The sequence below is a fragment of the Oscillospiraceae bacterium genome, from assembly GCA_025758045.1.
Taxonomy (GTDB): domain Bacteria; phylum Bacillota; class Clostridia; order Oscillospirales; family Ruminococcaceae; genus Gemmiger.
Map to the genome: position 1 here is coordinate 2,457,966 of CP107208.1, position 25,104 is coordinate 2,483,069.

Annotated in this window: 19 protein-coding genes and 1 pseudogene; 8 read left to right on the plus strand and 12 right to left on the minus strand. The window is 56.6% G+C overall.

Annotation, left to right across the window (positions count from 1 at the left end):
- The first annotated feature begins 1 nt into the window (after nucleotide 1).
- Both OGM81_11475 and OGM81_11480 read left to right on the plus strand, forming a co-directional pair.
- Nucleotides 2–1,675, plus strand: a complete 1,674-nt coding sequence (locus OGM81_11475) for a phospho-sugar mutase (protein UYJ42947.1) — start codon at nucleotides 2–4, stop codon at nucleotides 1,673–1,675.
- A 216-nt stretch (nucleotides 1,676–1,891) separates the two neighbouring features.
- Nucleotides 1,892–2,797 (plus strand): class I mannose-6-phosphate isomerase, encoded by a 906-nt coding sequence (locus tag OGM81_11480; protein UYJ42948.1) that lies wholly within the window; start codon nucleotides 1,892–1,894, stop codon nucleotides 2,795–2,797.
- 1,493 nt (nucleotides 2,798–4,290) lie between these two features.
- On the opposite strand, the gene OGM81_11485 is transcribed toward OGM81_11480, so the two are convergent.
- On the minus strand, nucleotides 4,291–4,395 hold the full coding sequence (locus OGM81_11485) for an excisionase (GenBank protein ID UYJ45003.1): 105 nt from the start codon (nucleotides 4,393–4,395) through the stop codon (nucleotides 4,291–4,293).
- Between the two features lie 142 nt (nucleotides 4,396–4,537).
- Between OGM81_11485 and OGM81_11490 the strand changes: the two genes are divergently transcribed.
- Genes OGM81_11490 through OGM81_11500 form a run of 3 tightly spaced genes read left to right on the plus strand, consistent with a single transcriptional unit; the run spans nucleotide 4,538 to nucleotide 6,907 of the window.
- Nucleotides 4,538–4,690: a hypothetical protein gene (locus OGM81_11490; GenBank protein UYJ42949.1), complete on the plus strand. Its 153-nt coding sequence runs from the start codon at nucleotides 4,538–4,540 to the stop codon at nucleotides 4,688–4,690.
- A gap of 51 nt (nucleotides 4,691–4,741) precedes the next feature.
- Nucleotides 4,742–6,208, plus strand: coding sequence for a glucosylceramidase (locus tag OGM81_11495; GenBank protein UYJ42950.1), 1,467 nt, complete (start codon nucleotides 4,742–4,744; stop codon nucleotides 6,206–6,208).
- 18 nt (nucleotides 6,209–6,226) lie between these two features.
- Nucleotides 6,227–6,907 carry an alpha/beta hydrolase-fold protein gene (locus OGM81_11500; GenBank protein ID UYJ42951.1) on the plus strand — a complete coding sequence of 227 codons (681 nt, stop codon included), beginning with the start codon at nucleotides 6,227–6,229 and terminating at the stop codon, nucleotides 6,905–6,907.
- Nucleotides 6,908–7,078: 171 nt separating this feature from the next.
- Here the strand turns inward: OGM81_11500 and OGM81_11505 are convergent, their stop codons facing one another.
- The 4 genes from OGM81_11505 to OGM81_11520 are packed head-to-tail and all read right to left on the minus strand — an operon-like array spanning nucleotide 7,079 to nucleotide 9,781.
- Entirely contained in the window at nucleotides 7,079–8,452 is a 1,374-nt protein-coding gene (locus OGM81_11505; GenBank protein UYJ42952.1) for a hypothetical protein, read from the minus strand.
- Between the two features lie 39 nt (nucleotides 8,453–8,491).
- Entirely contained in the window at nucleotides 8,492–8,650 is a 159-nt protein-coding gene (locus tag OGM81_11510; protein UYJ42953.1) for a hypothetical protein, read from the minus strand.
- A gap of 3 nt (nucleotides 8,651–8,653) precedes the next feature.
- Nucleotides 8,654–9,037 carry a sigma-70 family RNA polymerase sigma factor gene (locus OGM81_11515; GenBank protein ID UYJ42954.1) on the minus strand — a complete coding sequence of 128 codons (384 nt, stop codon included), beginning with the start codon at nucleotides 9,035–9,037 and terminating at the stop codon, nucleotides 8,654–8,656.
- A 30-nt stretch (nucleotides 9,038–9,067) separates the two neighbouring features.
- Nucleotides 9,068–9,781, minus strand: a complete 714-nt coding sequence (locus OGM81_11520) for a DUF4367 domain-containing protein (GenBank protein ID UYJ42955.1) — start codon at nucleotides 9,779–9,781, stop codon at nucleotides 9,068–9,070.
- 79 nt (nucleotides 9,782–9,860) lie between these two features.
- On the opposite strand from OGM81_11520, the gene OGM81_11525 reads away from it, so the two are divergent.
- Entirely contained in the window at nucleotides 9,861–9,989 is a 129-nt protein-coding gene (locus OGM81_11525) for a hypothetical protein (GenBank protein ID UYJ42956.1), read from the plus strand.
- Nucleotides 9,990–10,049: 60 nt separating this feature from the next.
- On the opposite strand, the gene OGM81_11530 is transcribed toward OGM81_11525, so the two are convergent.
- The 5 genes and pseudogenes from OGM81_11530 to hypB all read right to left on the minus strand — a co-directional run bounded on the left by OGM81_11530 (nucleotide 10,050) and on the right by hypB (nucleotide 16,193).
- On the minus strand, nucleotides 10,050–10,856 hold the full coding sequence (locus tag OGM81_11530; protein UYJ42957.1) for an acetylxylan esterase: 807 nt from the start codon (nucleotides 10,854–10,856) through the stop codon (nucleotides 10,050–10,052).
- Nucleotides 10,853–11,824 (minus strand): annotated as a pseudogene (locus OGM81_11535) (acetylxylan esterase). Before OGM81_11535 ends, OGM81_11530 begins: the two are co-directional and overlap by 4 nt.
- 517 nt (nucleotides 11,825–12,341) lie before the next feature.
- Entirely contained in the window at nucleotides 12,342–12,707 is a 366-nt protein-coding gene (locus tag OGM81_11540) for a hydrogenase maturation nickel metallochaperone HypA (protein ID UYJ42958.1), read from the minus strand.
- 6 nt (nucleotides 12,708–12,713) lie between these two features.
- Nucleotides 12,714–15,386: an FAD-dependent oxidoreductase gene (locus tag OGM81_11545; GenBank protein ID UYJ45004.1), complete on the minus strand. Its 2,673-nt coding sequence runs from the start codon at nucleotides 15,384–15,386 to the stop codon at nucleotides 12,714–12,716.
- Between the two features lie 138 nt (nucleotides 15,387–15,524).
- Nucleotides 15,525–16,193: a hydrogenase nickel incorporation protein HypB gene (hypB, locus tag OGM81_11550; GenBank protein ID UYJ42959.1), complete on the minus strand. Its 669-nt coding sequence runs from the start codon at nucleotides 16,191–16,193 to the stop codon at nucleotides 15,525–15,527.
- Nucleotides 16,194–16,734: 541 nt separating this feature from the next.
- On the opposite strand from hypB, the gene OGM81_11555 reads away from it, so the two are divergent.
- On the plus strand, nucleotides 16,735–17,424 hold the full coding sequence (locus tag OGM81_11555; protein UYJ42960.1) for a response regulator transcription factor: 690 nt from the start codon (nucleotides 16,735–16,737) through the stop codon (nucleotides 17,422–17,424).
- Nucleotides 17,421–18,857 carry a HAMP domain-containing histidine kinase gene (locus OGM81_11560; GenBank protein ID UYJ42961.1) on the plus strand — a complete coding sequence of 479 codons (1,437 nt, stop codon included), beginning with the start codon at nucleotides 17,421–17,423 and terminating at the stop codon, nucleotides 18,855–18,857. Before OGM81_11555 ends, OGM81_11560 begins: the two co-directional genes overlap by 4 nt.
- 199 nt (nucleotides 18,858–19,056) lie before the next feature.
- On the opposite strand, the gene OGM81_11565 is transcribed toward OGM81_11560, so the two are convergent.
- Nucleotides 19,057–20,529: a glutamate synthase subunit beta gene (locus tag OGM81_11565; GenBank protein UYJ42962.1), complete on the minus strand. Its 1,473-nt coding sequence runs from the start codon at nucleotides 20,527–20,529 to the stop codon at nucleotides 19,057–19,059.
- Between the two features lie 15 nt (nucleotides 20,530–20,544).
- Nucleotides 20,545–25,095: a glutamate synthase large subunit gene (gltB, locus tag OGM81_11570; protein UYJ42963.1), complete on the minus strand. Its 4,551-nt coding sequence runs from the start codon at nucleotides 25,093–25,095 to the stop codon at nucleotides 20,545–20,547.
- Nucleotides 25,096–25,104 lie beyond the last annotated feature (9 nt).

The following is a 25,104-nucleotide window of genomic DNA, read 5'->3' on the forward strand; positions in this document are numbered from 1 at the left end:
GATGGACATCAAAAAAGAATATGAGCGATGGCTTGCTAATGCAACGGCAGATGCCGATGTTGCCGCCGAACTGAAAACGCTGGACGATGCCAAAATCGAGGATGCCTTCTACCGTGACCTTGACTTTGGCACGGGTGGTCTGCGCGGCGTAATCGGTGCAGGCACCAACCGCATGAACATTTACACGGTCGCAAAAGCATCGCAGGGCTTGGCTGACTATCTGAAGAAAAACTTTGCAGAGCCTTCTGTGGCAATCGGCTATGACAGCCGCATCAAGAGCGACGTGTTCGCAAAAGTCGCTGCTGGTGTTTTTGCAGCCAATGGGGTCAAGGTGAGTATCTGGCCTGTTCTGATGCCGGTGCCTACCGTGTCCTTTGCGACCCGTTATCTGCATACCTCTGCGGGTGTCATGGTCACCGCTTCCCATAACCCCAGCAAATACAACGGCTACAAGGTTTACGGCGCAGATGGCTGCCAGATTACCACTGAGGCTGCTGCGGAGATTCTTGCCGAAATCGAGAAGCTGGACATTTTTGCAGACGTCAAGACTAGCGATTTTGAAGCAGGTGTTACAAGCGGCAACATCCAGTACATCCCGGACGAAGTCTATACCGCATTTGTGAATGAGGTCAAGAATCAGTCTGTCCTGTTTGGCGAAGAAGTCAATAAGGATGTGGCTATTGTTTACAGCCCGCTGAACGGCACCGGCCTGAAGCCTGTGACCCGCACACTGAAGGAGATGGGCTACACCAACATCACCGTGGTCAAGGAGCAGGAGCAGCCGGACGGGAACTTCCCGACTTGCCCGTACCCGAATCCGGAGATTAAAGAAGCTATGGCACTGGGCATGGAGTATGCCAAAAAGTGCAATGCGGATTTACTGCTTGCCACCGACCCGGACTGCGATCGTGTGGGCATTGCAGTCAAGAACAAGGCGGGTAAATATGAACTGCTGACCGGAAACCAGACAGGTATGCTGTTACTGGATTATATTTGCTGCCAGCGTGTGAAACACGGCAAGATGCCCACTGACCCGGTTATGATCAAAACCATCGTGACGATGGATATGGGCGAGCAAATCGCTACCCATTATGGTTTGCGGACAATCAATGTGCTGACGGGATTCAAGTTTATCGGTGAGCAGATTGGCAAGCTGGAAAAGCAGGGCAGGGCAGACAGCTATGTGTTCGGCTTTGAGGAAAGCTACGGCTACCTGACCGGCTCCTACGTCCGCGATAAGGACGGCGTGGACGGTGCTTACATGATCTGCGAGATGTTCAGCTACTACGCCACCAAGGGCATCAGCCTGCTGGATAAGCTGGACGAGCTGTACAAGACCTATGGCTACTGCCTGAACACCCTGCACAGCTACGAGTTCGACGGCAGCGCCGGTTTTGCCAAGATGCAGAGCATTATGCAGGCATTCCGCGGCAATATCAAAGCGTTTGGCGGTAAGAAGGTTGTAAAGCTGCTGGATTATGCTTATGGCCTGGACGGGCTGCCCAAGTCTGAAGTGCTGAAGTTCCTGCTGGAAGATAACTGCTCTATTGTCGTGCGTCCCTCCGGCACGGAGCCGAAACTGAAAATTTACATTTCTGTCAGTGCCGAAAACAGAGAAGCTGCTGAAAAGGTCGAATGTGAAATTGTGAAAGACGCCGAGAAGTGGTTTGCTTAAAGTGAAGATTTTAGCGCCCTGTGCTGAGCGCCATAACCTATTTTGGTGCAGCTGCGACCGCACGGGGCATCGGCGGCATAGCCGAGGCTGGAATGCGGTGTTTCTACTCTGGCTGGGCATGACACAGTCAGCGTTTATTGTGTGCTATTTTTTGCGAGAACAGGAAACAGAAGATGCCTGAGTAAAAAATGAAATTTTGAGGTAAAGGAGATCCATATGAATATACTGAAATTGACTCCCAGCTGCAAGGATTACCTGTGGGGCGGCAGCCGCCTGCGCAGTGACTTTGGCATCAAGAGCGATCTGAACCCGCTGGCCGAGGCGTGGGTGCTTTCCTGCCACCCGGACGGTCCCAGCTATCTGGCGGACGGCACAACGCTGGCGGACTATGTGACCGCCCACCCGGGCTGCCTTGGCACCGACTGCGAGAAGTTTGAACAGTTCCCAATCCTGACAAAGTTCATTGACGCAAAGAACAATCTGTCCATTCAGGTACACCCCTCCAACGAGTACGCGCTGAAAAACGAGCATCAGTACGGCAAGACCGAAATGTGGTATGTGCTGGACTGTGAGCCGGGTGCCTTCCTGTACTATGGCTTTGACCATGAAATCTCCAAGGCGGAGTTTGAGGAGCGCATCAAGAATAACACCCTGACCGAGGTGTTGAACGCCGTGCCGGTGCACAAGGGTGACTGCTTCTTTATTCCGGCCGGCACGCTGCACGCCATTTGCAAGGGCATTGTCATTGCCGAGGTACAGCAGAACTCCAACGTGACCTACCGTGTGTACGATTACGGCCGTGTGGGGGCGGACGGCAAGCCACGCGCCCTGCACGTGGAGAAGGCGTTGGACGTGACCCTGCGCACCCCGCCTGTCAAGCATGACTTCGGCAACCATCTGGCGCAGGGTGAATATTTCACCGTGGATGCCAAGAACGGCGCGTTTGAGGACACAGCGGACGAGAAGAGCTTTGTTTCGCTGCTCGTCACAGACGGCGAGGGTGAGCTGACCTGCGGTGGTGAGACCGTGGTCGTCAAGAAAGGCGACAGCTTCTTCCTGCCCGCAGGCAGCGGCAGCTATGCCGTGCGCGGTACCTGTCAGACCTTGGTGACAAGGGTGTGAAGTAAGACTATTCGCTTGGCAGCGTACATCGGGATAGAAATGCGCCGCAACTTAGAAATCAGTCTGTGCTGGATACGCAAGCAAAACAGATGAAAGAGTTTATAAAAGCAAGACGGTAAAGATACACATAATAATAGGTGAAGTAATATAAGGCAATACCGCATAATTCTAAGTACCGATACGGCGAGCAAGGTGCGGCAGCCGCCGGAACGGTGCTTAAGCCGTCAGGCGGGAATTGTGCGGTATTGCCATAAATTTTATGCTGTACCTGATACATTGCAAACAGCAGAAAAACTAGTACAGAGATATTTAATTGAAGAACTTACACTGAATCTTTCTGTATGAGACAGGAACTTTTCCGCTATTGGCATATAGTCGGAATAAAAAACTTCTAATGCAAAACACCGCTGATTCCTTTACTGAAATCGGCGGTGTTTTTTTAACTTCAAAAATTCACAAAAAGTTCAAATAATTAGTGCAAGGTTTTTGCACTAATTACATTTAAGATGGGGTTTAGAGAAATGAGAGGAGGTGATGGAGTGTCTGACGTCGAAATACGCCGCAATGAAATTATTGAGCTTTTATATACATATAAAAAATAGCGCCTCAATCCGATTGCATACAGCAACAGATTAAAGGCGCTGTTTTGTTGTCCTGCACATTAAAGACAACAATGTGCCCAAAACGGCTCACAACACTTTTAGATCGAAAATCGAGGCGTTTTATCGCGTTGAGTTCCCTGTGTTTTACCCCCGTATTTACCCCCATTTGGGAGTAAAGTACATGGATTTATGTGGATTTACATGAAATGGAGGATGGCTTAAAACAGCGTATCTATGAAAATATATTGAGGTTTTTGGAGAATTATAGATATATAAAAAGTACCGCTGAAGCTACGATACCTAATTTCATATTCCAAAATTCTCCTTTATTATCGTTATTTTATCTTGTCCGATTTTGGGGTTGCCCCCTCATTTTTGGACGGTAAGAGTACGCTTCTCCCAATGGATGGCGGCCCCAATCAAACCAATCAGTCACCCGTGCGCAGCCCGGTTTCCAACAGCAGAGCATATAGCCGGCGGTTGTGGGGTTCTTTTGCTTGGCTTCGGGCAGCGACTTGCAGTATTTTCTCGCCGTTCCCCATCTTTGGTATAGCATCTTGCGGAATATAACCCGTCCTTTCTTTGGCGTATGCCTTTTCCGCATTCTTTTCGCGTTAGGGCAACACCGCACAATTCCCGCCTAACGGCTTAAGCACCGCTCCGGCGGCTACGGCACGGCATCTGCGTTGCCAAAATGCTCGATAATACACAAAGTATTATCTGCGCTTTTGGCTTAGCATCTGCCGCACCTCGCTCGCCGTATCGGCACTTAGAATTATGCGGTATTGCCTTAGGTTTTTACCCATAGTGGACTCCTTTTCAAAGCGGGAATCCAACGCGATACTGAAATTATAGCACATGAAATCCCTATTTTCAACGGCATTGCCTCTCTTAAATGATCAGCTTGCTGCGGAGGCAGGCTTCAAATTCCTTGCGTTTGCCCCATTTCTTTGACCCCGCATACAACACAAAAGGGCAGTGGGGCTGTTTGAGCATGGCATCAACGGCAGCTTTCATTCTATGCGGTATTGCCGCGCAGATAGAAGGTTTTTGCCTGGCTGAAAATAAAAGCGGATAAGCTTGAACTTAATGACGTAATATGGTACAATTTTATTAAATACATCGCAGGGGGTATCCCATGGCACCACAGAAAACAGCACAACGTAAACGGGCAATGCGTGTGGCAGATGCTGTCAATAAAATTGTACCGGTTCGCAGCTGCGCGATAGAGCTTTCAAACGCAGGGAGTGAAGCCAAAATTACCGGGCGCAGAGGAAAGAGACATTTCTGAAAAGTCATTGGCAGTTTGACCGTGGATTCAGAAAAATAAGAGGTGCGTTTTATGAAAGAGATTCAATGGCGAGATTCGACCCCGGAGTCGGTTCGGCAGACGGGAACACCCAGCGCTGCAAAAGAAAATCTTCGTTTGTATGGCGTTGCATATACAACTATGACTGCAAATAAGCATACCACATTATTTGATGGCGGCGTCGTGAAGCAGGTCACTACCCCGTTGCAAGTTGTGGCAGACGATGATACACAAGAAGTCCAGCTGCTGAATCTCTACCCGGACATTCGCTATCAGACGATTGACGGCTTCGGCGGCGCCATTACCGAAGCTGCCGGTTCGGTGCTGCGGCAGATGCCGGAAGAAACAGCAGAAAAAATTCTGCGGGGATATTTTGGACCGGAGGGACTGCGGTACAGTTTTGTTCGCACCCATCTTGACAGCTGTGATTTCTCGCTGGGAAATTATTCTGCTGTGACGGATCCACAGGATAAAGAATTCAAGACCTTTTCGCTGGCACGAGACGAAAAATACATTCTGCCCTATATCCGGTTGGCAGAGCAGTATGCCGGTCATAAAATCGGTGTAATGCTTACGCCGTGGTCTCCGCCTGCGTTTATGAAAACCAACAACGACCGCAACCACGGCGGAAAGCTCCTGCCGGAGTATGCCGATGCGTGGGCAAACTATATCTGCCGCTATATTCAGGAATATGAAAACCGTGGCATCACGGTAGAATATTTGACTGTGCAGAATGAACCCCATGCCACACAGCTATGGGATAGCTGCCGCTACACGCATGAGGAAGAACGCGAATTTCTTGAAAAGCATCTGTACCCTGCATTGCAGAAAGCCGGATTGGGAAAAATCAAAATCAATCTGTGGGACCACAACAAAGAGCGTTTGTTCGAATGTGCAAGCACTTGTGTTACCGCAAGCACCAATGCAATGATTGACGGTTTCGCCTTCCATTGGTACAGCGGTGACCACTTCGATGCGGTACGCCTTGTGCGCGAGCAATATCCTGATAAACGGTTGATTTTTACGGAAGGATGCATTGAATATTCTTTTCGGGATAAAGATCAGCTAAAAAATGCGCAGATTTACGCACACGATATGATTGGAAATTTTAACGCCGGTATGAATCTGTTCTTTGATTGGAACATCGTGCTGGATGAAAAGGGCGGCCCGAACCACGTTTCCAATCTTTGCGATGCGCCGATCATGTGCAATCCAAATACAAAAGAAGTTGAGTATAAGTTATCGTACTACTACATTGCGCAGTTCAGCCATTATGTATTGCCGGGAGCAAAGCGGATTGCGGCAACCTGCTACACGGACAAGTTGGAGACAGTGTCCTTCGTGAATCCCGACGGCACATTGGCAGTCGTGCTGCTGAACCGAACGGAACAATGTATGCCGGTCACACTGCGCATCAAGGGCAGCCTTGTTGCCTGTGAGATCGAGGCCAACTCCATAACAACGATCGTATGTGCGGCCAAAGGCGCCGCCATCGACTGATAATACGTAATCAATTTTATGGATAACCAGTTATTGCAGATAAAAAACAGAAGCTGCCGTATCTATGGTGATACTGGCGCCGAATACTTGCTGCTGCAAATGGCGGACGAACACGATTTTGCCGGGATGGCGCGGGAAGTGGAAGCTATACATCGGCAAACCGCACAACCATTTTTGCTGGCCGCTGTCCAAGTCGAAAACTGGAACGATGATTTGTCGCCCTGGCCTGTGCCGCCTGTGTGGGGCAAGCAGGGCTTCGGCGGCAGGGCGGGGGACACGCTTGCATGGTTGGAACAGGCTGTGCCGCGCATCCGCCGACAGTATTCTATAAAGGAAGATGGCAAGGCTATTTTGGGCGGCTACTCACTGGCCGGGTTGTTTGCACTGTGGGCGGAAACACAGACAGATGCGCTGTATGGCGTGGCGGCGGCTTCTCCGTCCGTATGGTTTCCCGGCTGGTCAGAATACGAAGCAGCGCACCCTATCCAGGCGCAGCGTGTTTACCTCAGCCTTGGTGACCGCGAGGAACATACCAAAAATCAGACGATGGCGGCAGTAGGCGATAACATCCGTACCCTGCACAGCGCCTTGATCCAGCGCGGCAAAGCCTGCACGCTGGAATGGAACACGGGCGGTCACTTCAAAGATGCCGACCTACGGACCGCAAGGGCATTTGCTTGGGTTATGGAAGGAAAATAATAAAGTGACGATTCTGATTGATGCCGATGGCTGCCCGGTGGTGGATTTGACTATACGGGTACTGATTACAAAAACAACGGCGTATGCTTATATGGCGGAAAAACTATTTATAACGCCATTATAACACTATATATTGTAGCTGCAAAGCAAGCACACCGCTTCAGGAAAAATTCAGTAAGGAACATCAAACGATGCAAACCGCCATCCGCCCACCTCCCGCACCAGCGTAATGGTGTAGCTGGTTGTGTCGGAAATCAGCCCGTCCTGCACGGCTTGGCGGAACGCCTGACTGCCGGAATCGTCCGTGGCATACACCGCCGTGACCCCGATGACAATTTTCTCATCGGTTTCCTCCTGCTTCGTAAAGGTCATCGTGGTCGTGGCCAAGTCATAACCGGCCGCCATGCCGCGCTCGGTGAGGAGATAATACATATCGCCATCCACCGAGCGGAAATAGCAGAACCCGTCCGAGGACAAATAGGTGTCAGCCAGAAAGCCCTTCGTAAAGATGTCCCGCAGCGTGGCGTAAAAGAAATCCCAATTCCGATAGCGATGCAGCGCGGGCGTGTAATCGCAGCCGTCCAGGGTGACGGTGTCCGCCTGCGTGCGGGTCGTGTCCGGCGTGTCGCAGGGGAAAAACTGCGTGTCATCGATGATGTAAGTGCCTGCACGGACCAGCATCATTTTGTAGGCGCGCAGGTAGAGCTGCTTTTGTTCCTCGGTCAAAAAATCCGGCGTAGGAATTTGCGCATCCTGCTCTGTCAGCGGCGGTTCAAACAGCGCCTCGCCGTAGCCAAAATCTGTGCAGTGGAACTCATCGACCCGCCAGCCGTCGGCGGTGCGCACAAGGCGGATGGGGTACTCGATGGTATAAACGTCCATGTCCTCCGGGGTAAAGGAGGTGTCCCAGTTTCGGTCGTAGTGGGCAATCAGGGCAAACGCAACGGTATCGTTGGTGGCGGATTCCAGGCGGTAGGTATCGGGGCAGTTGTCCATCACGGTGCGGGACAAATCGTCCATCATGGGACATAGCAGGGCATCGTCGATGGAAGTCGCCAGGTGACCGTTCAAATCAACAAATTTTTCGGTGTACAGCGGCCCCAGGCTTTTGATAAAATCCGCCGTGAAAACACGCTGCATAAGGTCTGTAAAATCAGAATAGGGGTTTTCGTACAGCAAATAATTACCCTCTCTCCGCACAGAAACACCATCGTCGGAGTGTTGTTTGAATTGCGGCGTCGAATCCTGCCAGAGTATATTGTCCGGGATGCCGTACAGCGCATAGCGGAGCTTATACGCCAGATCGTACACCTGCCGCGGGTCGTCGCTTAAAAAGGAGAGGTCCTCATACTCCACGCCGACCTCCGCCGCGGGCGACAGCGCGGGCGCGGGCGTTTCCGTGGGGCTGGCGCTGCTCTCAATCGGTGCAGCGGTCGGGGCAGGTGTTGCCGTGGCGGCGGGAGCGGCAAAATCAACCTGCCCGCTGCACCCGGCCAGCACCGCGGCCAAAAGCAACCCAAACGATACAAACCAAATCCGTTTCATGTCGGGAACCTCCTTTAAAATGATAGGAAAATAACGCCCTCACTCCGCCTGCTCCGCAAAGGATTTCAGCAGCATGGCGCGTGCGCGGTGGATGCGGGTACGGACGTTCGGCTCACTGGAATCGGTGATTTTGGCGATCTCGCAGATGGAGTAGCCCTTCACCCGCAAAACCAACGTCTGGCGGTAGATCAGCGGCATTTCTTACAGCAGGGCGATGGCCCGGTCCAGCTGCAGATTGGTCAGCGCCACTTCCTCCGGCTCAACGTAATGGTCCAGGGCCGCGGCCAGGCTTTCGTAGTCGGGCCGGGTGCCGCGGCGCTCCCACTTGCGGAGAAAATCAATGCTCCGCTCCCGCGTCACGATGTAAAGGTAAGATTTCAGCGCCCGCTCGTTGTCGATGCGCAGGGTGTCGATCTCGCGCAGCAGCTGCACAAAGGTTTCATGTACGGCATCCTCGGCCAGCGTGGGATTTTTGATAATGCCCGCGGCAGTGTGCAGCATAAAGCGGTAGTATTTGCGGTAAATCGTTTCAAATTTATTTTTATTGTCATCGCTGTCCAGCGCAGCAAGATAGAAAACAAGCACGAAGTTTCCTCCTGAATCGTAACTTCCCGGTTATAGCGTATCCAGCAAAATGCCCTCGGCAATTTTGATAAGCTCCGTTATATCCAAATTGCCCATCATCGAGTAAGCCAAACGGTCACTTTCCCACACAAGAACGTTAGAATTGTCAACATTCATAACGCACCAAATTGCGTCGTGACCGTCAAATTGCAGGGAATAATAGGCCGCATCCTCGTTGTTTATCTGGGCCTGCGTATCGTTGATCGGCGCAATGATCACATCAAACGAGCCGCCTGAGTCGTCGGCATACTGCGCATAATAAAACTGCGTGGCGGCCGGATCGCTGGCTTCTACCAGCGTGAACCCCTGCGGAATATAGGACAGCGATGCACGAAACGCGGGCACGGGGGAGGCATCCCCATCCGAAAAGGAGACCGTCACAAACTGGTCGTGCCATTCCAGCAGGGTCTCTACCACCGCCTCCCGCACGGCCTTTACGGGCAGCAGCGTGCAGGAAAACAGCGACAGCACCGTGGCCAAAGCAACCAGGAACCGCTTGATCGCCAACCGTCCATACTGCCGAGTCGCCCTGCGGTTGGCAGTATGGACCAGCGCATCCATCCTGCGCAAAAACGCATCGGATGCCTGCACCTCGCCCAGCGGCGCTTCGGGGCCGGGCATCTGGGCCAGGGCGCGGTCCTGCGCTTCGGTCACGATCATGGCGATCAGGGCATCCGGGGAAATACAGAGCTTGTCATCCTTCATGGTCTTTCACTCCAATCTGGCCACCTGGCGGGCCGCCTGTCTATAATCCGTAGTATACCGCAAAAAAGTTTCACGGACAATGGAAATTGCCGCAAAAAAAGTGCCTGCGCCTGTGGCTGGGGAGAACATCCGCACCCTGGGCACCGCCTTGGCCCCGCGCCGTACCGTAGGCAATATGCTGACAAAAAACGCCGCCAACCAGAAATAAACAGCGCCGCAGCGTACAAACTGCGGCGCTGTTTTTCGCTATAAAGTTTTGCGTCAGGGCTTACTCCGCGATGCCATTCTTGAAGAAAAGCAGCATCTGATTCTCGAAAAAGTTGACACGTTCATGTACATACTTGGGGTACATCTTCCACTGCTTGGGGCCGCCCAGCCGGTTGTAGATGGCCGCCTGCCCCTGGGGCGGCGCGTAGGTGTCCATCAGGCAGCTGCCCAACAGCACCTCGGCGCGGCAAAGGGGCGCAAAATTGGCAAGGTCGAGGTCATCCTGTCCGGCCACGCCCGCTCCGGCAAAATCGCCGGGCAGGGGATTCAGCACCGCACAGCGCTTCACCTGGGGCAGCAGGCAGGCCGTCAGCAGTGCCAGTCCGCCGCCGAAGCCCTCTCCAAAAGCATACACCCGTTCCGCGTCCACCCAGGGCAGCGCCAGCGCGGCCTTGGCCACGGCCAGCGCGTCCTTATACCGCGTGCGGAACTCTGCCTGCGCGGGGTCAGCCAGCCAATCGCCCTTGTAAGGCTCGGCCTCCAGCGCCACCGTACCAAAGCCCAGCGCCAAAAACCGCGTCATGTGGTGCCAGCCGCGCACGCCGCGGTTCAGATCGTGGTACATCAAAAGCAGGGGATGCTGCCCCGCTGAAGCCGGGCGGATGACACGCGCCGTGACGGTGCGGCCTTCGTAGGTGATTGTCAGCCGCTCATACACACCGTAAGCGTTGGCAAATTCCACTGGGGCAGTCTGCGCTTCAAAATGCAGTTCCTTCACGGCGTCTGCCCAATCCTGGGCCGGATGTGCCGGGGCCTGCGCCTTGCCGGTGTAAGTCTGCAAAAAGGCTTTCTGTTCGGTGATAGTCATAGCACAGCCTCCTCTTTACAGAAAAAGTCTAACAGCATATCGTCAAATTCTGCAATCTCCTCGTGCCCGTAACTGGGGAAAAGATACCGCTTTTTTTGGCAGTGCAAATTGTTGTAGACGGTGCACTGGGTCTGGGGCGGGCAGATGACATCCTCCAGTCCCGTGCCAAACAGCACCGGGCACTGCACCAGGGTGGCAAAGTTTTTGCTGTCGATATAGCCCAGCTGGCGAAACCAGCGGTCCTGCTGGTGCTCGTCGGCGTCAAACCAGCGGGCGTAGTAGCGGATGCCCTCGTAGGCGATCTCGTCCGCGCCCAGGTCCCACACGAGCTTGAAGTCGCTCAAAAACGGGTAGAGGATGGCGGCACGGTTGATGAGGCCGGGGTTCAGCGCACAGCAGGCCAGCCCCAGCCCGCCGCCCTGGGAGCCGCCGTTGACGAACACCCGCCGCAGGTCGATCTCCTGCAGATGGCGCACGATACGGCACAAAATGCGGATGTTCTGATGCAGCCGCACTTAGTACATGCCCTCGGCCGGACCGTCCAGCCCGGCGACGATGTGCCCGGACACGGTGGTTCCCAAAAAGCCGCCGGCGTCCACGCTGTACCCGGCCTGGCCGGGGCAATCCATGGCGATCAGCGCCATGCCCATCCCGGCAAAGGAGGCCTGCTCGGCAAAGGAGCGGGACGCACCGGGGTAGCCGTGGAACTGCAGCACCAGCGGCACGGGCTTATCGCTGTGCGGCCGCAGATATTTGGCGTAGATACGCGCACCTGCCATGCCGGTAAACCACAGGTCCAAAAAGTCGCAGCCGTCCCAGCTGGGCACCTCTTTGGCCTGGGTGACGGTATAGTCCAGCGGCACCGCGTCTGCCTCGGCCATGCGCGCCTGCCAGAACGCCTCAAAGTCCGCGGGCTTCGGCGTGGCCCCATAGTAGCCGCCCAACGCCTCGATTTCACTTGCAGTCATCTCTGCACCTTCTTTTTTACTTTATTAAGGTAAATTTTATCCGTTTTGGCGCGAAGATGCAAGTCATAATTCAGGCGCGTTTCACTTCAGCACCGCTTTTTCTTATAGCCGCGATCGCAGTACGGCCCGCCGCGCGCAGCTTTCCGCTGCCGCGCCTGCTCCAACAGAGCCAAAACGAAATATAAGGCAACACCGCACAATTCCCGCCTAACGGCTTAAGCACCGCTCCGGCGGCTGCGGCACGGCATCTGCGTTGCCAAAATGCTCGATAATGTCGGGTTGCGGTACCCGCATCGTGCTTCGGGGACAAAAGCCCCTCGCACTCTGCGACCGCTGCCCCTGCTTCGGTTCGCTGTATCCGCCACTGGCGGCGCTCACCTTTGCAGCACAAAGTATTATCTGCGCTTTTGGCTTAGCATCTGCCGCACCTCGCTCGCCGTATCGGCACTTAGAATTATGCGGTATTGCCATAAAAACACAAAGGCCCCGGCGTGGATACCGGGGCCTTTGCTCGTATTCAGGTGGCCGCGTCGTCCGCTTCCACCGCTTCAATTTCTTTTATCATCATCTCGCTGCCCTGCACCAGGTAGGTATCCGGGCTTTGGCAATGGGGGCAGATTCGGCCGTAGCGCACGGTCTCGTACTGCCGGCCGCAGGCTTGGCATTGGGTGACGGCCGGGATGGTCTCCACCGTCAGCACCGCGCCGGGCAGCAGGTCCGTTTTGGCAGCAGCCCACTTCCAGCAATCCTGCAGGTAGCTCTCCACCACGCCGCTCACCTCGCCCAATTGCAGCGTTACACGTCGTATGCGCGTTACATCGTTCTGTTTTGCCACGTCTTCCACTGTGCGTATGATATGGAAAACGATTCCCAGTTCATGCATAACGGCTCACTTTCCCTTTTTGGCAAAGCGGATCTTGATCTCCCGCTTGGCCATATAGGGCAAAATTGCCTTGAACTTGTCCTCGCTCTTCATCATCTTGCTGCACTGGGGCAGGTCACGATGCAGGTGGATGGCGTCAAACTCGCACTTGGTGGTGCAAACGCCGCAGCCGATGCACTTGTTGGGGTCCACTACACTGGCGCCGCAGCCCAGGCAGCGGGCGGTCTCGGCCCGTACCTGCGTTTCGGTCAGCGTCAGGTGGGCATCCCGGAACGAACGATGCACGTCGATGTGCTCATCTACGGCGGCCTGCTGGCGGGGCGTATGGTCGTATTCACCAATGGAAAGGTTGCCCTTGTCCAGCTCAAAGAATTCCCGCCGGTTGCGGCCGATGGTCATGCTGGTGTTGGGCTGCACAAAGCGGTGGATGGATACCGCGCCCTGCTTGCCGGCGGCGATGGCGTCAATGGCAAAGCGCGGGCCGGTGTAGACGTCGCCGCCCACAAACACGTCCGGCTGGGCGGTCTGGTAGGTCACAGGGTCGGCCACAGCGCCCTGGCCGCGGCCCAGCTCTACGGCTTCACCGTCCAGCAGACCGCCCCATTCGATGCACTGGCCAATGCTCAGCACCACATTGTCGCAGGGCAGGGTAATGGTATCGTTTTCGTCGTAGGTAGGTGCAAAGCGTCCCTCTGGATTGTAAAGACCCGTGCATTTTTTCAGCACCACGGCGGTCACATGGCCGTTTTCCGTCACGAACTCTTTAGGGCCGTAGCCGCAGCGGATGGCGGTGCCTTCCTCCTCGGCCTCGGCAATTTCTTCGGCCGAAGCCGGCATGCCGTCCCGGGGCTCCAGGCAGACCATCGTTACCGCGTCCGCGCCGCACCGCAGCGAGACACGCGCCGCATCAATGGCCACGTTGCCGCCGCCGATGACCACGGTCCTGCCGCTCATCTTATAGTTCTCATCGTCGCCCACGGTGCGCAGCAGGTTCACGGCGGTCTGGATACCCGCAGCTTCCTCGCCGGGCACACCGGCCTTGCGGCCACCCTGGCAGCCGATGGCCAGATAGAACGCCTTATACCCGTCTGCGCGCAAGTCAGCCAGCGTTACTTCCTTGCCGACCTCCACGCCGCAGCGGATCTCGACGCCCAGTTCTTTCAAAATCTCAATTTCGGCATCGATAACGTCCTTCTCCAATTTAAACGAGGGGATGCCATACCGCAGCATGCCGCCCGGATGGGGATTTTTCTCAAACACGGTGGGCTTGTAGCCCTGCAGCGCCAAAAAGTATGCACAGCTCAAACCCGCAGGGCCGCCGCCGATGATGGCAATTTTCTGTTTCCACAGCCCCTGCAGTGAGGGCTGCACCACCGGCGGCACATAGCGGCTCTCGGCGTTCAAGTCCTGCTGGGCAATGAACTTCTTCACAGCGTCAATGGCCACGGCCTGGTCGATGGTGCCGCGGGTACAGGCATCCTCGCACCGGCGGTTGCAGATGCGCCCGCACACGGCGGGGAATGGGTTCTCCTTTTTGATCAGCGCCAGCGCGTCGCGGTAGCGGCCCTGGGCGGCCATCTTCAGGTAGCCCTGCACCGCAATGTGGGCGGGGCAGGCCGTCTTGCAGGGGGCCGTGCCGGTGTCGTAGCAGTTGATGCGGTTCTTGTCGCGGTAGTCGATGGCCCACTTCTCCGGCCCCCACTTGGCGGCGTCGGGCAATTCCTGCCGCGGGTAAACGATCGGCCCGCTCTTGGTACACAGTTTTTGGCCCAGCTTCACCGCACCGGCGGGGCAGTACTCCACGCAGCGCCCACAGGCCACGCAGTTTTCCTTTTCCACCTTGGCTACATAGGCCGAGCGGCTCATGTTGGGCGTGTTGAACAGCTGGCTGGTGCGCAGCGCGTTGCAGACGTTGACATTGCAGTTGCAGATGGCAAAAATCTTGTTCTCGCCGTCAATGTTGGTGATCTGGTGCACAAAGCCGTTGTCCTCGGCCTTCTGCAGGATCTGCATTACTTCGTCGTAGGTGATATAGTGGCCCTTGTGGGTCTCCACCAGATAATCCGCCATGTCGCCCACGCCGATGCACCAGTCGTCAGGGTCGTCGCCGCAGCCCTCGCCCATGGCCGCGCGGGACATCCGGCAGGAACAGGGCCCCGCCGCATACTTGCCCTCGTACTTTTTCAGCCAGTGGGAGATATGCTCAATGTCCAGCGATTGGTTCTCGGTCTCGATGGCTTTTTCCACGGGGATAACGTGCATGCCGATGCCCGCACCGCCCGGCGGCACCATGGCGGTGATATGCTCCAGCGGCAAAAAAGTCATCCGCTCAAAGAACGCCGTAACTTCCGGGTGTTCGGCGATCTGCTGCTTATTCATGTTAAAAAACTCAGCGCTGCCGGGCACAAACATCGGCAGTACGTACTGTTTCTCCCGGCGCGGGTTCTCCCAGTTATACTCCAGCAAGCCCACGCAGGACATTTTGTACAAAAGCGGTTCCAGTTCTTCGGCAGTTTTGCCGGTGGCCTTTACGATCTCCGGCAGGGTCATCGGCTTGCGCACCTTCATTTTTAAGGCAACGTCGGCCATCTCGTCGGTCACGATGCTGGCCAGACCCCAATACTCGGGGTCCTCCGCTGTCAGGGGGCGGTTTTTGGCGGGGATGCGGTCGGTGATCATCTGCCCCAGTTTTACGATTTTTTCCCGCAGCACGGCGTCTTTCGGTATCTCAAAAGGCAGCTTGCTCTCATCCAGCGGGAACGCAGTCGGTTTGCTCATACCTTGCTCCTTTATCCGTAGTCCGTTTATTTGCTCAGTTTACGCCTGCCACTGGCTGACCTGCTCTTTCAGCCAAGCGGTCCATTCATCCATGCCTTCGCCGGTGCGTGCGCAGATGGGAATGACCTTCGCTTGCGGGTTGCGCATTGCCACATACTCCCGGCATTTGTCCATGTCAAAATCAAAGTACGGCAGCACGTCGATTTTGTTGACCAGCACCACATCGCACACCTGAAACATCAGCGGGTATTTCAGCGGCTTGTCGTGGCCCTCGGGTACTGACAAAATCATCGCATTCTTCACCGCGCCCGTGTCAAACTCGGCCGGGCAGACAAGGTTACCCACATTTTCCAGCACTACCAAATCCAGCCCGTCCTCGCCTAAGCCCTCCAGCCCCTGCCGGGTCATCTCGGCGTCCAGGTGGCACATGCCGCCGGTATGCAGCTGGATGGCCTTCGTCCCGGTCTCGGCTATGGCACGGGCGTCGACGTCGGAGTCAATATCCGCCTCCATCACGCCGATGCGCAGCTCGTCCTTCAGCGCGGCAATGGTGCGGCGCAGGGTAGTGGTCTTGCCGGAGCCGGGTGCGCTCATCAGATTCAGCAAAAATACCTTTTTCTTTTTCAGTTCCTTGCGCAGGGCTTCGGCCTGCTCGTCGTTGGAAGCAAAGATGCTCTGCTTCACTTCCAGAATTTTTACAGTGTCCATGGGCTGCTCCTTATCATTTCTCGATGATAACATTTTAACATCATGTACAAAAAACTGCAATCCAGCCTATAAAATTTGACGTTACGACAAAATCGGCACCCAATATCCGGCAAAATGACGAACTCTACGCAGCGTAGGTTGCCGCCAGACCCGTTTTGCCGTATACTGGGCACCGGAAAGTGAGGGTACAAACCATGAGCTATGTACAAAACGAAACCATCCGCGCCCTGCGGGAACGCAAGGCCCTGACCCAAAAGCCACTACATCTCCTTCATTGCCTGGGTCAGCAACGACCGCGCCGAGCTGGTCAAGCTGTATCCTGCGCAGGACATCACGGTCCGCTTTAAAAAGCGCGGCCACGGCACGGTCTACGCCTACTGTAACCGGGACGGGCTGTTCAGCAGGCGGCTGTGAATCAAGTAAAATCTGGAAAAATTCGCACAAAAACTATATTCTGTTCTTTCTTTGTCCATAATTTTGCGCTATACTATAAATATATACTGGGGTGGCATGAGAACCCCGCCGAAAGGATGGAATCACTATGGCAAACGAAAAGATCCTCGTTGTCGATGACGATAAAAATATCTGCGAACTGCTGCGTCTTTACCTGGTCAAGGAGGGCTACTCGGTCACGATGGCCCATGACGGCGAAGCAGCCCTGACCGACTTTGACAAACTGCATCCCGACCTGGTCCTGCTGGACGTTATGATGCCGGTAATGGACGGATGGGAAGTCTGCCGCAAGATCCGCGCCAAGGACAACACCCCCATTATCATGCTGACGGCCAAGGGCGAGACCTACGATAAGGTGCTGGGTCTGGAGCTGGGTGCCGACGACTACATCGTCAAGCCCTTTGACGCCAAGGAAGTCACCGCCCGCATCAAGGCCGTGCTGCGCCGCACCGCCGCCAAAGAGGACACCAACAAGGGCGTCTACGATTTCGACAACCTGCACCTGGATATGAACCGCTACGAACTGAAAGTCAAGGGCAAAGTCGTCGAGGCCCCGCCCAAGGAGTTGGAGCTGCTGGCCTGCCTGGCGGGCCACCCCAACCGTGTTTACACCCGTGACCAGCTGTTGGATGAGGTCTGGGGCTTTGAGTATTACGGCGACTCCCGTACCATCGACGTCCACGTCAAGCGTCTGCGCGAGAAGCTGGAAGGCGCCTCCGAGCAGTGGAACCTCAAGACTGTATGGGGCGTCGGCTATAAGTTCGAGGTCAAGGAATGAGCCGCCGCAACACCATCAGCCGGGAGTTCTTCTCGACCATTGCCGTAGTGCTGGTGCTGGGCCTGAGCGTCATGTGCGCCATCCAGACAGCACTCTCCGCCGCCTACTTCGTGCAGGAGCGCTGCACCGCCCTGAACGATATATTGAACGGTGCATCGAAACTCTGCGAGACATTCGCTGAGGATGGTTCTGTTCTGACCCGCCCGCTGGATAATGAGCAGGCCAGGGAAAACGCCCGCAACGGCTTTGACCTGTTCACCACTTCCTCCGGCGCGGTGCTGTTCGTGACCGACGAAAACGGCGACATTCTGCTGCACACCGGCAGCGAAGATTTTACCGAGCAGCCCATCCCAGCCGACATGCTGGCCGAGATGGACGCCGGCGACAACATTTTTAAAACCGGCACTCTGGGCGGCGTCTACAGCGGCAAATACTATACCGCGGGCCGCCGTGTTGAGGTAGGCGGTTACACCGGCTACCTGTTTGCCGCCAGCCCCATGACGGCACTGGCCAGTTATATGGGGGATATGCTGGCCATGTTCGGCATCTCGGCCGCGGTCATCCTGTTGCTGTGCAGCCTGCTGTGCTGGGTGCTGGCCAAGCGCATCACCGGCCCCATCGAGGACATCAGCGAGGCTGCCCGCCGCCTGGGCAGCGGCGACTTTACCGCCCGTGCCCCGGTGGACGGCTGTGTGGAGCTGGCCGACTTTGCCACCACCTTCAATAACATGGCTGCCCGCCTGCAGACCATCGATAACTCCCGCGGCCAGTTCATGGGCAACATCGCCCACGAGCTGCGCACACCCATGACCACCATCAAGGGCTTTATCGACGGCATGCTGGACGGCACCATCCCGCCCGAGGAAAACCAGCGTTACCTGGCCATCGTCTCCCAGGAGACCGGCCGCCTGGCCCGCCTGGTGCAGAACATGCTGGACATCACCAAGCTGGAAGCCGGCGAGGTGCCCATCCACGCAAAAAACTACGACCTGTGGCAGACCGTGACCGATGTGGTCCTCTCGGACGAGCAGCGCATCGAGGATGGCAAGATCGACATCCAGGGCCTTGGCGGCCCGCCGCTGATGATCTGCGCCGACCCGGATTTTGTGCATCAGGTCGTGTACAACATCGTAGACAACGCCATCAAGTTCACCCCGGCAGGCGGCGTTATCAGCTTTGCCGCCGAAAAGCACGGCAGCATGGTGGAGGTCCGCATCGAGAACACCGGCGCAGGCATCGCCCCCGAAGCCCTGCCTTTTGTGTTTGAGCGCTTCTACAAAGAGGACCGTTCCCGCGGCATGAATACCCGCGGCAGCGGCCTGGGCCTGCATATATGCAAGATCCTCATCAACCTTTCCGGCGGCCAGATCCACGCCGAAAGCGAGGAAGGCAAATGGTGCCGCTTCGTGTTTACGCTGCCATGCGGGCAGTAACTTGCTTTCCTTGAAAAGAAAGTAAGTAAAGAAACTTTTACTATAGCATCACAAAAAAGAGGATGTGACGGGAATCGGTCACATCCTCTTTTATTGTCTGAATTTTCGCACAAAAAACAGGGGATGCAGCCATGCCGCTGCATCCCCTTATTTTCTGGGAAATATTAGAATTTCATTCCTGCTTTCTTTGCAAAGCAGGTTACAGGTTGGTGTACCCCATCAGGCTCTCATCCACCACAGCTGCCGTGTCGCGGCCCTCACGCAGGGCCCATACCACAAGACTCTGGCCGCGGCGCATATCGCCGCAGGCGAACACCTTGGGCACGTTGGTGGCATACTTGGTATCGGCCACGGTGCCGCGCTTGGTCAGGTCTACGCCAAAGGCTTCGGCCACATAGGGCTGGCAGCCGGTGAAACCAGCGGCAATCAGCACCAGATCGCACTCCACGGCAAACTCCTCACCGGTAGGTACCATTTGGCGGCGGCCATCCACTACCCGGCTTTCCAGCTTGGCAATCAACGCGCCACAGACCTGCCCGGCTTCATTCTTGTAAAACTCCTTCACGGTGGTCTGGTAAACGCGCGGGTCATTGCCAAACTTGGCAATGGCTTCCTGCTGGCCGTAGTCGGTCTTCAACACGCGGGGCCACTCCGGCCAGGCGTTGTTTGCGGTACGCTCGGCAGGGGGGCAGGGCATCATTTCCAGCTGCATCACGCTCTCGCAACCCTGGCGGATAGCCGTGCCCACGCAGTCGTTGCCGGTGTCGCCGCCGCCAATGACCAGCACCTTTTTGCCTGCGGCCGAGACCGCCTTACCATCCGCAAAGTTGGAATCCAGCAAACTGCGGGTCACGCTGGTCAGGTAATCCACGGCGAAGTAGATGCCCTGTGCATCGCGGCCGGGGGCGGTGATGTCACGGGCCTGCTTGGCACCGCAGCACAGCACTACGGCGTCATACTTGTCCTGCAATTCCTCAGCACTGACATTGCCGCCCACATCGGCGTTCATCACAAATTCAATGCCTTCATCCTGCAAGATCTTCACGCGGCGGTCGATGACCCACTTTTCCAGCTTCATGTTGGGGATGCCGTACATCAGCAGGCCGCCCGGGCGGTCCTCGCGCTCATAAATAGTCACCTTGTGGCCGCGCTTGTTCAGCAGGTCGGCCACCGAAAGCCCCGCAGGGCCTGCACCAATGACCGCAACCGTCTTGCCGGTGCGGGCCGGCGGCGGCACGGCGTGGATAGCGCCGCTCTCGTAGCCGTATTCTACGATGGCGCGTTCGTTCTCTTTCACGGTCACCGGGTCGCCGGTGGCCATGCCGCAGGTGCAGGCGGCCTCGCACAAAGCGGGGCAGACCCGGCTGGTAAACTCCGGGTAGCGGTTGGTAGCGATCAGCCGGTGTACGGCCAGATCCCACTTGCCCTGATACACCAGATCGTTCCACTCCGGGATCAGGTTATTCAGCGGGCAGCCGCTGTACATGCCGCCCAGCAGCATACCGCTCTGGCAGAAGGGCACGCCGCAGTCCATGCAGCGGGCACCTTGGGCCTGCTGTTCGTCGGTGTGCAGCGGCACATGAAATTCGTTAAAGTTCTGGATGCGTTCCTCGGGCGGCAGTTCCATGCTGGTCTGCCGTTTGATCTCCATAAAGCCTGTCGGTTTACCCATGATACTCTGCCTCCCTTACTTCGCGTTCTTCATCGCGTAAAATGCTTCGATCTGCGCCTGCTCGCTGTCCTCGCCCTTTTCTTCCATCTGGGCGATCAAGCGCAGCATCTTGTCGTAATCGTGCGGCAGTACCTTCTTGAACTTGGGCAGATACTCGCCGAAGTTGTCCAAAATCTCCTTGCCGCGGGGCGAACCGGTCTTTTCTACATGCTCGCGGATCAGGTCTTTCAGCAAAGCTACATCGTACTTGTGCTCCACGGGTTCCAGGCTGACCATGTCCTTGTTCACACGCTGGTAGAAGTCCCAATCCTCGTCCAGCACATAGGCGATGCCGCCGCTCATACCGGCTGCAAAGTTCTTGCCGGTCTTGCCCAGTACGACCACCGTGCCGCCGGTCATGTACTCACAGCCGTGGTCGCCCACACCCTCGACAACGGCCACAGCGCCGGAGTTGCGCACGCAGAAGCGCTCGCCCGCCACGCCGTTGATAAAGGCCTTGCCGCCGGTAGCGCCGTACAGCGCCACGTTGCCGATAACGATATTCTCGCTGCGGTCAAAGGTGACTTCCTTGGGCGGATACACGACGATCTCACCGCCGGACAGGCCCTTGCCGAGATAGTCGTTGGCGTCACCCACCAGTTCCAGCGTCAGGCCGCGGGGGATAAAGGCGCCAAAGCTCTGGCCGCCATAGCCGTGGCATACCACATGGAAGGTATCCTCCGGCAGGGTGTTGCCGAACTTGGCGGTGATCTCGCTGCCAAAAATCGTGCCAAAAGCGCGGTCGGTGTTGCCAACATCCAGCGTAACGGTCATGGGCTTTGGCTCGGCTGTGTCAAAGTCCTTCTTGAACTTCTTCATCAGCACCTTCATGTCAGGCGTCTTTTCCAGCTGGAAGTTGTAGACAGCCTTCTGGTCAAAGTGCACGCTGCTGTTCTCGATCAGCGGGTTCTGCAAAAGCGCCGTCAGGTCCATCTCGCTGGCGCGGGAGCCTGCCGGGGCAGGCTTGACCTTCAACAGGTCGGTGCGGCCCACCAGTTCGTCAACGGTGCGCACGCCCAGCTTGGCCATGTACTCGCGCAGGTCCTCAGCCATAAAGCGCATAAAGTTCATGATGTACTCGGGCTTGCCCTTGAACCGCTTGCGCAGTTCGGGGTTCTGGGTGCAGATGCCCATGGGGCAGGTGTCCAGATTGCAGACGCGCATCATCACGCAGCCCATGGCCACCAGCGGGCCGGTGCCAAAGCCGAATTCCTCGGCACCCAGCAGGGCGGCGATGGCCACGTCGCGGCCGCTCATCAGCTTGCTGTCCGCTTCAATGCGCACACGGCTGCGCAAGCCGTTCATAATTAAGCACTGGTGTGCCTCGGCAATGCCCAGCTCCCAGGGCAGGCCTGCGTTGTGGATGGAGTTGCGCGGCGCCGCGCCCGTGCCGCCGTCAAAGCCGGAGATCAGGATGACTTCGGCGCCGGCCTTGGCAACACCGGCGGCAATCGTGCCGACACCGGCCTCGCTGACCAGCTTGACGTTGATGGCCGCCTTGCGGTTGGCGCATTTCAGGTCATAGATCAGCTGGGCTAGGTCCTCGATGGAGTAAATATCGTGGTGCGGTGGGGGAGAAATCAGGCCCACGCCTGTGGTGGAGTTGCGGGTCTTGGCAACCCAGGGGTAGACCTTGCCGCCAAGCAGTTGGCCGCCCTCGCCAGGCTTAGCGCCCTGGGCCATCTTGATCTGAATTTCGCTGGCGGAGACCAGATACTTGCTGGTCACGCCGAAGCGGGCGGAGGCCACCTGCTTGATGGCGGAGTTGCGCTCGGTGCCAAAACGGTCCTCGGCTTCGCCGCCCTCGCCGGTGTTGGACTTGCCGCCCAGGCGGTTCATTGCAATGGCCATGCACTCGTGGGTTTCCTCGGACAACGCGCCGTAGCTCATGGCAGCGGTCTTGAAGCGCTTCACGATGGAGTCCACACTCTCCACTTCGTCCAGCGGCACGCCGACCTCGGGGTAGTTGAAGTCCAGCAGGCTGCGCAGGTGCATGGCATCGCCGTTCTCGTTGGCGGCGGCAGCGGTGTACTGCTTAAAGGTGTCATAATTGCCGGTCCAGCAGGCCTGTTGCAGCAGGTGGATGGTCTGCGGGTTGTACAGGTGCTGCTCGGCAGCGGGGCCGCTGCGGAACTTGTGGGCGCCCAGGCTGGGCAGCTCACGGTTGATGTCCAGGCCCAGGGGGTCAAAGGCTTCCTGATGGCGGGCTTCCAGGTCGTTCTGAATATCGTGGATGGTGATGCCGCCCACGCGGGAAACAGTATTGGTAAAGTACTTGTCGACTACTTCCTGGCTCAGGCCCAGCGCCTCAAAGATCTGGCTGCCTGCGTAGGACTGGATGGTGGAGATGCCCATCTTAGAGGCAATCTTTATGATGCCCGCCAGCACGGCTTTGTTGTAATCTTCGACGGCAGCGTAGTAGTCCTTGTCCAGCAGCCCCTCACTGATGAGGCTGCCGATGGTCTCTTGTGCCAGATAGGGGTTGATTGCCGAAGCGCCGTAGCCCAGCAGGGTGGCAAAGTCGTGTACGAGGCGCGGCTCGCCGCTTTCCAGGATCAGCGCCATAGAGGTGCGCTTGCGGGTGCGCACCAGATACTTGCTGACAGCGCCCACCGCCAGCAGGCTGGGGATGGCGACGTGGTACTCGTCAATATCGCGGTCGGACAAAATCAGTATGTTGGTACCGTCGCGGTAGGCGCGGTCGACATCCACAAACAGGCGGTCGATGGCCTTCTCCAGATCGGTATTTTTGTAGTAGCAGATGGAGAGAGTCTCGACCTTGAAGCCGGGCACGTCCATGGCTTTGATCTTCAAAAGGTCGGTATCGGTCAGGATGGGGTTCTCGATTTTAAGCACCTTGCAGTTCTCGGCATTCTCCTCCAGCAGGTTGCCCTGGGCACCGACATAGACGGTGGTGGAGGTGACGACCTTCTCGCGCAGGGCGTCGATGGGAGGGTTGGTAACCTGGGCAAACATCTGCTTGAAGTACTCAAACAGCAGGGGATGGGTGTGGCTCAGCACGGCCAGCGGGGTGTCGCTGCCCATGGCACCGGCAGGCTCACCGCCGTTTTTGGCCATCGGCAGGATGATAGAGGACACATCCTCGTACCGATAGCCGAAGGCCTTTTGCAGCTGCACCAGTTCCTCTTTGGTATAGTCAGGCACCTTCTTGTTGGGGACCTTCAGATCGCGCAGGTTGACCAGGTTGCGGTCCAGCCACTCGCCGTAGGGCTGACGGCTGGCGTAGTCGGCTTTCAGCTTATCGTCGTCCACCAGTTCGCCCTTGACGGTATCCACCAGCAGCATCTTGCCGGGACGCAGGCGGTCCTTGCGGACAACATCCTCGGCCGGGATGTCCAGCACGCCTACCTCACTGGAAAGGATCAGACGGCCGTCTTTGGTGATATAGTAGCGGCTGGGGCGCAGACCGTTGCGGTCCAGCACCGCGCCCATCACGTCGCCATCGCTGAACAGGATACTGGCAGGGCCGTCCCACGGCTCCAGCATTGTGGCATAATACTGGTAGAAGTCCCGCTTCTTCGGGTCCATGGACTTGTTGTTGCTCCACGGCTCGGGGATAGTTACCATTACGGCCAGGGGCAGGTCCATACCGTTCATGACCATGAACTCCAGCGTGTTATCCAGCTGGGCCGAGTCGGAACCGCCCTGGTTGACGATGGGCAGTACCTTGGTCATGTCATTTTTCAGATAGTTGGAGCCAATGGTCTCCTCACGGGCCAGCATGGTATCCACGTTGCCGCGGATGGTATTGATCTCGCCGTTATGCAGGATAAAACGGTTGGGGTGGGCACGATTCCAACTGGGGGCCGTGTTGGTGGAGAAGCGGCTGTGCACCATGCCGATGGCGGACTTGTAATCCGGGTCCTGCAGATCAAGATAGAACAGGCGCAGCTCCTTGACCAGGAACATGCCCTTATATACAATGGTACGGCTGGAAAGGCTGCACACGTAGGTATCCGGGCTGGACTGCTCAAACACGCGGCGCACCACATACAGGCGGCGGTCAAAGGCGATGCCGGCCTCCAGACGGGACGGCTTTCCAACAAAGCCTTGCCAGATGCTGGGCATGCAGGCGCGGGCCTTGTGGCCCAGCACCTCGGGGTCGGTAGGCACTTCGCGCCAGCCTAAAAAGGGCAGGCCCTCTTTCTTGCATACGATCTCAAACAGTTTTTTGGCCTGGTTGCGGCGCAGTTCCTCCTGCGGGAAGAAGAACATGCCTACGCCGTATTCCCAATCGCTACCTAAGGTGATGCCCAGCTCAGCGGCGGCCTTCTGGAAAAATGTATCACTGATCTGCGTCAGGATGCCGACACCGTCACCGGTCTTGCCCTCGGCATCCTTACCGGCGCGGTGTTCCAGATGCTCTACGATCTGCAGCGCATCATCAATGGTTTTGTGGCTTTTGCGCCCCTTAATATCTACGACCGCACCAATGCCGCAGTTATCATGCTCAAAGCGCGGGTCATACAACCCGGCCGGGGCCTTACGCTCGGTAAAGTTCTCCATTTCCTTTAT